The sequence below is a fragment of the Archangium sp. genome (assembly GCF_036389735.1).
In the GTDB taxonomy this organism is placed as follows: domain Bacteria; phylum Myxococcota; class Myxococcia; order Myxococcales; family Myxococcaceae; genus Archangium.
Map to the genome: position 1 here is coordinate 1 of NZ_DASVWK010001084.1, position 7,515 is coordinate 7,515.

Sequence of the window (7,515 nt, forward strand, 5' to 3'; positions counted from 1 at the left end):
GCGGCCCGAGAAGCCGCTGGCGCCGCGTGCCCCCGGCTCGGGCCCGAGGCCGATGACCATCGGCTCGCTGCCCTCGGCTCGCTCGTCCGAGACCACGGCCGCGAAGCCTCCGACCTCGGACCTCCCGGTGATGCCGGCCACCCGCGCCCTCCAGAAGTCGCTCGATGCGTCTCCTGGAGCGGCGGGCACGGGCTCGCCGGCTCCGCGCCGGACGCTGGAGGTGCCCGCGACGGTCCCGTCCGCCCGGGTTCCCCAGGCGTCGACGGGGGGCTCCTCCACCGCCGAGCCGCCCCGGAAGCCGCAGGAGGTGCCCGCCCCGGGCGCCGAGTCGCCGCGCTCGCGCACGGGGGATCTGCCCGCGTGGTCGCTGATGCTGGCGCCGGGCGAGCGGCTGAACGCGGCCGTGCGGCAGATGGAGCGCGGGGACTTCGTGTCCGCCGTGGCCACGGTGGAGCAGCTCCTGGTGGACGAGCCGAACCACCTGGACGCGCTGCTCACCCTGGGCAACCTCTACTCGCTGACGGGCCGCGTGGCGGACGCGCGCGAGTCCTTCGCGCAGGCCATCAACCGCGAGCCGCTGTGCGTGGAGGCGCGGGTGTTCGGTGGGCTGGCGGCGCTTCAAGCCGGAGAGCTGGCCGAGGCACGCGCGGAGCTGGGCAAGGCGCTCTTCCTGGAGCCCTCGCTGGCCATCGGCCACTACCTGATGGCGCAGGTGCAGGAGCGGCTGATGGAGCAGGAGGGGGCGCGGCGCAGCTACCGCAACGCCATCGCCCAGCTGCGCTTCCCCCAGCGCCAGCTCGCCGGCCACTATCCGGAGCTGCCGGACTCGGCCGAGGCCATCACCCGCGCGGCGCGCTATGCGCTCGCCGCCCTGGAGGAAGCGTCGTAAGGGCGCTCGCCGCTACGCGAGGCCCTTGTCCAGATCGGAGATGCTCTTGCTCGGGTCGAGCACGGTGCTGAACTTCTTCTGGATGTAGGACTTGGCCTGGCCGCGCAGCAGCATGCCGGGGTCGGTGCCCTCGCCCTGGATGGCACCGTCGGTGATGGTGAAGTTGGCATCGAGGTTGATGCCCATCACCTTGCCGATCACCTTCGCCCCGTCGCCGGACCAGTCCGCCTTCACGCCGTACTTGTCCATCCAGTACTTGAGGAGCTGCTCGACACGCTTCCTCGCGTCGTCCTTCGACAGGGTGTGAGGGATCTCGAACTTCATGGTGCCCATGTGGTGCTCCTGGGGTTCGTGATGCTCCCGCCCGGGTGTAGTGAGCCTCGGACGAGAAGGGAACCCGGGTCTCGCCGCCGGACGCGTGGAAGTCAACAATGCTGTCGTGGAGGTGCCACCTCGTGAACCGGTGAGATTCCCGGTGCATCGGGCGCGGGTTGAGGTTTGATGCCTCCGTGATCGGACAAGGAGTCGCTCGAGTGTCCTCGTTGACCCGCTGGCTGTCCCTCGCCGTCGTCCTTCTTCTCACCGCGCCGGGGGCCGCCCGGGCCCAGTCCGACGCACCCACGCAGTCGTCCGCCCCGGTGTCGCTGCGCACCGAGCCGCAGGCTCCGCTCACCGAGGGCCCCGAGGCTCCCGCGGCCCCTGAACCCAATGGCGCCATCCTCGATGGCCAGGTGCGCCATGGCGCGTTCCTCTCCGGGCCGGGCAGCCTCACCTTCATCCTGCACCACTCCCTCATGGGCGCCCTGGGCGGCTTCTTCACCCAGGGCTTCGCCCACGGTTTCAGCTTCGAGCGCAGCTCCCGCGAGGCCATGCTGGCTGGGACGCTCATCGGCGCGGGGCTCGGCTTCGGCACGTCGGCGTGGTGGCAGTTCAACAACTGGGTCGACAAGCCGATGGGCTACTTCGGCATCGGAAACGCCGTCATCGGCGGCATGTTCCTCGGGGGCTTCATGGACATGCTCACGCGCGACACGAGCCTGCTGACCTGGTCCGCCTTCCTCGGCGCCGAGCTGGGCGCGTGGCTCACCGCGGTGCTCGCCGGCGGGCAGATGGCGCTCAATGACGGGCTGATGGTGGCCTCGGGCGGTGGGTGGGGCCTCGCCTCCGCCGCGCTGCTGATGGCCATCGTCCATTTCTCCGGCACGAAGATCTCCGGGAAGACCTGGGTGGACACGCTGCTCATCGCACCGGGGCTCGGTGCGACGGCGCTCGCGCTGGCCACGATGAAGTACAGCCCCACGCCCTCGCAGATCCTCCGGGCCGACATCTTCGGCGCGGGCGTGGGCGCGGTGGTGCTGGTGCTGTCCGCCCTGGTGCTCGGTGGCTTCGATCAGCCCACCCCGTACGTGCTGGCCTTCCTCGGTTCGGCCGGCGCCATCACCACCGTGAGCCTGCTCTGGGAGGAGGCCGCCGAGCGTCCCGTGAGGGCCACGGGTCCCACCTTGCGCTCCAAGGCCTACCGCAACGATTGGTGGTAGCTCGCCTGCCTCCCTTTCGAGTGGGCTCCGTGGCGACCGGGAACGCGCGTCCACACTGTTGCGGATATGGCGCGCATCCTCCCATTCTCCGCACTGTTGCCCTCGTTGGAATCGCACCTGGAGGCCGATGAGGGGGGCTCGCCCCTCAATGCGCCACGCCGCTCGTCCTTCATCCGACCGTTGTTGGATCGGGCGGATCCCACGGCCGAGCTGGGGCGACTGAGAGCCGCGGGCGCGGTGCTCCGCGACACCCGTCCGGCCCTGTACCTGGCGGAGGTGTACAGCTCCGCGGGACGGCTCGGAGGCGCTCCGGTTCGCTTCCTCCTGTGCGGCCTGTCGCCGGACTCGGCCGAGCCGCTGGAGACCGCGCCGTACCGGCCCCGCTCGGCCCAGGTGGAGCCGGCGATCACCCTGGCGGCGGATGACCACGGGGTGCTCCGAGGCCTCCTGGCGGAGGCGGCCGAGCGCAGCAGTGCCGTGTGGCAGGGCACCTTCGAGGACGCGCCGGTGTCGCTGCGGCGCATCGAGCCCTCACCGGTGTCCAAGCGCATCCTCGCGGTGCTGGACGAGGCGCCCCTGCGCCCCCTGGCCCAACTGGACGAGCGCCGGCCCAGTCTGGCGGCCATCGTGCCGCTGTCGGATCCGGGGCTGCACTTCGAGCCGGTGCACCGCGCCATCTGCGGGCTGGACACCTTCAACGAGGACACCTTCCTCACGCTGGTGGCGGCGTACGCGCGAGTCTATGACCTGGAGGAGCCCCTGACGTCGCCTCGGGGCGTGGGCCTGGCGAATGAGCGGCTGGCCACGCTGGTGCGCGGGCACCACGCGGTGCTTCTGGTGCTGCCCGGGGGGAGGGGAAAGATCCTCCGCTTCCGCCAGGGGTTGGATCTGGCGCACCTGAAGGGGGCTCCGCGCAACCCGACCCTGCGCAGCCTGGACCTGGCGCTGTTGAACACGCTGGTGCTGCGCACGGTGCTGGGCATCAAGGACCCCGAGGATCCAGGTCATCCTCAGGTGTTCGCGGTGCAGGGGACGGAGTCGCTGGTGCGAGGCGTCGAGTCGGGCATGTTCCAGGCGGGCTTCGCGCTCAATCCTCCGCCGCTGTGGGAGGTGCGAGCGGTGATGGAGGCGGCGCAGACGTTGCCTTCCAAGACGCTGTGCGTGGAGCCAGCACTCCCCGCCGGGCTCCTGTTCCTGGATCCGGAGGCCTCGTGACGACGTGAGCCTCCTGTCGCCAGAAGCGCTGGAGTGGCCCCAGCGCAGGTCCCTCGAGCTTCGCCCCGGTCCCGGGGAGACGCTCGACTCCGTCTGTGGCGGCGACGTGAGGGTGCTCCAGCGGCGGCGCGGCTACCGTTTCACGTTGGATCCGATCCTGCTCGCGCACTTCGCCGTCTACGAGGGAGGGGTGCTCCGGGGGCGGTGGATGGACCTGGGGACGGGCTGCGGGATCATCCCGCTCATCCTGGCCCGGAGGCTGGGGTGCGACAGCATCACCGGGCTGGAGCTCCAGCCGAGGCTGTTCTCCCTGGCCGCGCGCAACGTGCACCTCAACTGTTGCGAGCGGGCTGTCTCTCTGGTCCGGGGAGATCTGCGCTGCGTGGACCGGCTGTTTCCGAAGGCGAGCTTCTCCCAGGTGCTGTGCAACCCGCCGTACCGGACGCGGGAGCAGGGGAGGCTCAGCACGGACCTGGAGAAGGCGCTCGCGCGGCACGAGATCGCCTGCGAGCTCCAGGACGTGGCGCGCTCGGCGGCGTATCTCCTGCGGTGCCGGGGGATCTTCTGCGTGGTGTATCCGGCCTCGCGGTTGTCCGAGCTGATGGCCGTGCTGGCGGCGGAGAAGCTGGAGCCGAGGATCGCGCGCATGGTGCACTCGCGGGCGGGGAGGCCCGCGAAGCTCGTCTTGATGCACGCGGTGAAGGGAGCGCCCACCGGACTCACCGTGCTGCCCCCGCTCGTCATCCACGCGGATGACGAGCAGGCCTTCTCGCGGGAAGTCAGCGCGATGGTGGGGTGAGGGCTACGGCGTCGGCTGGGCCTCTCGAGGCTTCGCCTCGCCAGTGTCCTGCTGCTCGCGACAGAAAGCGAGCTGCTCCTTGATGATCTCCAGTGGCACGGCCAGCTCCAGCCTGAACTCCTTGCCGTCGGGATTCACCTTCGCGAAGTCCAGCAACTGCGCCAGCTCCTTCTCCCCCTCGGTCTGCGCCCTCAAGCGCGCCAGCGACAGCGCGCCCCCGAGCGACTTGCCCAGATCCCTCACCTTGTCCTCGTTGGAGCCCTTCACCTGCGCCGTCATGGCGAAGTCCGAGCGCGCATCCACGTGCAGCTCCACGTTCTCCGCCACTTCGGCCAGCTTCAGCGCCAGCTCCTGCTGATCCGGCGGGAACATCTTCTTGAGCTGCTCCACCGAGACCACGCCGTACATCTCGCCGTACGTGCTGCTCTCGGAGATGACCGGCGGCTCATCCGGCCCGCGCCCCTCCACCCGGTCGATGACCGCCTTCACCCCATCCGGCGATCTGCCGAACACGAGCATCTGGTCGTTCCACATGCCCACCCGGGGCCCTTCACGCCGGACCACGCCACCGTCCGACAGGTTGCGCTCGAACGTGGGCTCGAAGATGCGCGCCTCGTCCCCGTAGTCGTAGCTCGTCGAGCCCCGATCGGCCAGCAGGTCCTTGAGCTTCTTGTCCCCGAAGTTCCCCGAGACGATCACCCCCTCGTCCGTGATGATGAGCCGATCCAGGTCCTTCAGCGGGTCCACGCCCGTCTCCTGCTTGAAGCGCTCCAGATCGTCGCCGCCGCGGCGCATCATGCACTCCAGCAGCAGCTCCCCGATGGGCGAGTGGCGGATGGCATTGGCCTCGATGACCACCGCCGTCTTGCCCTTGCCCCGCGGCAGGGCGGCCAGCACGGGATCGCTCGGCTTGAGCGGCTTCTGCTCCGTCCCCGTGCCCGCGTCCACCGTGGGCATCACGTACGTGCGCCGACTCTCCATGCGCGTGCGCTCCTCCGGACGCAGCCGTTTCGGGAACTCCACCTTGAGGGGGGCGGGGGCCGCCTCCTCGCCCTGGCCGGACAGCATCAACCACGCGGCGAGGCCGAACAGCACCACCGCGAACACCAGCCACGACCCACCACGGCGCCGCTGCATCAGTAATCCCTCCCCTCGAACCACCAGAAGCCCACGGTCAGCATCCCCAGGCCGAACACCAGCACGCCCGCGAGCAGCATCGTCAACGACTGCACCGCCAGCGGCGCCGAGGCCGCCAGGTCCATGCTCGCCTGGGCCAGCGAGGACAGCCTCGGCAGCAACAGCGTCACGGCCTTGAAGAGATCCCGCGTCAGCCCCTCCTCGATGAAGGGGGCGATCTTCGTCCGGTAGCCCGCGATGATGCCCGCCACCATCGTGAGGCCTCCGAGCGCCGCGCACAGGGCCGCGCTGCGCACCAGCGTGGCCGTGGTCAACATCACCGCGTACACCGCCGCGAAGCTCACGCACGCCAGCAGCGCGGAGATGATCGGCCCCACCGTCCAATATCCCGTCTTCACCCCGAAGATGATCACCAGCCCCAGCGAGCCGTACAGCGCCCCGCACACCGCCAGCGTCATCACCCCGAGGAACGTGCCGGCCAGGATGTGCCAGCGCCGCAAGGGCAGGGCGAGCAGGTGCTCGATGCGGCCCGGTGACAGCAGGCTCGGCGCGAAGTCCGAGCACGAGACGATTCCGAAGACGATGCCTCCGTAGAAGACGATGGCCGCCGCCGCCATGAAGATGGGCCGGAGCGCCACATCCACCGCGAGGATGTTCGTGTCCATCACCTCGCCGAACAGCCGCGAGGCCGCCAGTGCTCCGTCGACCACCTCGATGCGCAGGCTCAGCGACAGCGTCACCAGCACGCCCGTGACACCCAGCAGGAAGGCCAGGATGAACTTGCGCGCGAGTGCCTCGCGCAACACGTAGCCGGCGATTCCCAACACGCCCTTCATGCCGCCACCCCCATGGCCGAGGCCAGCACGGCCTCCAGGTCCTGTCCGTCCCGCTTGAGCTCCACCAGCAGCGCCCCGGTCGCCCGCGCCTTGTCCAGCGCCGCGTTCAGCCCCGCCGCGTCCGCCGACTCCACGTGGTACACCCCCTCGGTGCCCGCGGGCGTGAAGCCCGCCGTGGCCAGCGTGCCCGCGTCCGCTCCCGGCGCGAAGCGCACCGCCCAGCGTGCCCCCCCTTGCGACAGCTCCTCCAGACGTCCCTCGCGCAGCACCTTGCCGTCCGCGAGGATGGCCACCCGGTCGCACACGCGCTCGGTCTCCGCCAGCAGGTGCGAGTTGAGGAAGAGGGTCGCGCCGCGCTGCACCTCCTCCTGGAGGATGCGGCGCACCTCGACGCGGCCCATGGGATCGATGCCGTCGGTGGGCTCGTCGAGGACCAGCAGGTCGGGGTTGCCCAGCAGCGCCGCCGCGAGCCCCAGCCGCTGGCGCATGCCCTTGGAGTAGCCGCCGATGCGCCGGCCCAGCGCGTCCGCGAGCCCTACGCGCTCCAGCAGGCGCAGGTTGGCGGCCTTGTCCGGCGTGAGCCCCTTGAGTCCCGCCACCGTGGCCAGGAAGGTCGGTGAGGTCCACGAGCCCGGCAGGTGCAGGCGCTCGGGCAGGTAGCCGATGCGGGCCCGGATGCGCGGATCCTCGGGGGAACCGCCGAGCACCCGCACCGCGCCCTCCGTGGGCTGGACGATGCCGAGGATGCTCTTGATGAACGTCGTCTTCCCCGCGCCGTTGGGGCCGATCAGCCCGAACGCGCTGCCTTCTGGCACGGAGAGATCCACACCCCGCAGCGCCTCGTGGCCCTGGCGCCGGAAGGGGCGTCGGTAGGTCTTGCGGAGTCCGATGACTTCGATGGCTGGCACAGTGGTGAGTCTACGACGGAGCCGACCTGTTGATTGCTCCGCATGTCACCCAGACCAGCGGACGAGCCCGTGCCACGCCTGCTTGCCACCTTCGCTGCGCACCCGGGAAAGAAGGTTCGCACTTTTTTTCCGGGTTTCAGGGTCTCCTGCTCCGCGTACCGCCGTGCTTTCGCACCCTTGGCGGAATTTTTCG

The 7,515-nt window shown here is 70.2% G+C and carries 8 protein-coding genes; 4 read left to right on the top strand and 4 right to left on the bottom strand.

Annotation, left to right across the window (positions count from 1 at the left end):
* Positions 1–889, top strand: an 889-nt coding sequence (locus tag VF794_RS38995; protein WP_331118660.1) for a tetratricopeptide repeat protein, incomplete at its 5' end; no start/stop codon positions are given.
* A 12-nt stretch (positions 890–901) separates the two neighbouring features.
* Here VF794_RS38995 and VF794_RS39000 read toward each other — a convergent pair.
* Complete coding sequence (locus VF794_RS39000) at positions 902–1,222, bottom strand: polyhydroxyalkanoic acid system family protein (RefSeq protein WP_331118662.1); 321 nt, start codon at positions 1,220–1,222, stop codon at positions 902–904.
* A gap of 200 nt (positions 1,223–1,422) precedes the next feature.
* Between VF794_RS39000 and VF794_RS39005 the strand changes: the two genes are divergently transcribed.
* From VF794_RS39005 to VF794_RS39015, 3 genes are all read left to right on the top strand, one after another.
* Positions 1,423–2,427 (top strand): hypothetical protein, encoded by a 1,005-nt coding sequence (locus tag VF794_RS39005; protein WP_331118664.1) that lies wholly within the window; start codon positions 1,423–1,425, stop codon positions 2,425–2,427.
* 66 nt (positions 2,428–2,493) lie between these two features.
* On the top strand, positions 2,494–3,642 hold the full coding sequence (locus tag VF794_RS39010) for a DUF1015 domain-containing protein (RefSeq protein WP_331118666.1): 1,149 nt from the start codon (positions 2,494–2,496) through the stop codon (positions 3,640–3,642).
* Between the two features lie 4 nt (positions 3,643–3,646).
* Positions 3,647–4,441 (top strand): tRNA1(Val) (adenine(37)-N6)-methyltransferase, encoded by a 795-nt coding sequence (locus VF794_RS39015; protein ID WP_331118668.1) that lies wholly within the window; start codon positions 3,647–3,649, stop codon positions 4,439–4,441.
* A gap of 3 nt (positions 4,442–4,444) precedes the next feature.
* Here VF794_RS39015 and VF794_RS39020 read toward each other — a convergent pair whose 3' ends face one another.
* Genes VF794_RS39020 through VF794_RS39030 form a run of 3 tightly spaced genes read right to left on the bottom strand, consistent with a single transcriptional unit; the run spans position 4,445 to position 7,322 of the window.
* Positions 4,445–5,578: a hypothetical protein gene (locus VF794_RS39020; RefSeq protein ID WP_331118670.1), complete on the bottom strand. Its 1,134-nt coding sequence runs from the start codon at positions 5,576–5,578 to the stop codon at positions 4,445–4,447.
* A complete protein-coding gene (locus tag VF794_RS39025) occupies positions 5,578–6,414 on the bottom strand; it encodes a hypothetical protein (RefSeq protein WP_331118672.1) in 837 nt (278 codons plus the stop codon). The genes VF794_RS39020 and VF794_RS39025 overlap by 1 nt, the downstream gene beginning before the upstream one ends.
* Positions 6,411–7,322, bottom strand: coding sequence for an ABC transporter ATP-binding protein (locus VF794_RS39030; protein ID WP_331118674.1), 912 nt, complete (start codon positions 7,320–7,322; stop codon positions 6,411–6,413). Before VF794_RS39030 ends, VF794_RS39025 begins: the two co-directional genes overlap by 4 nt.
* Positions 7,323–7,515: the final 193 nt, after the last annotated feature.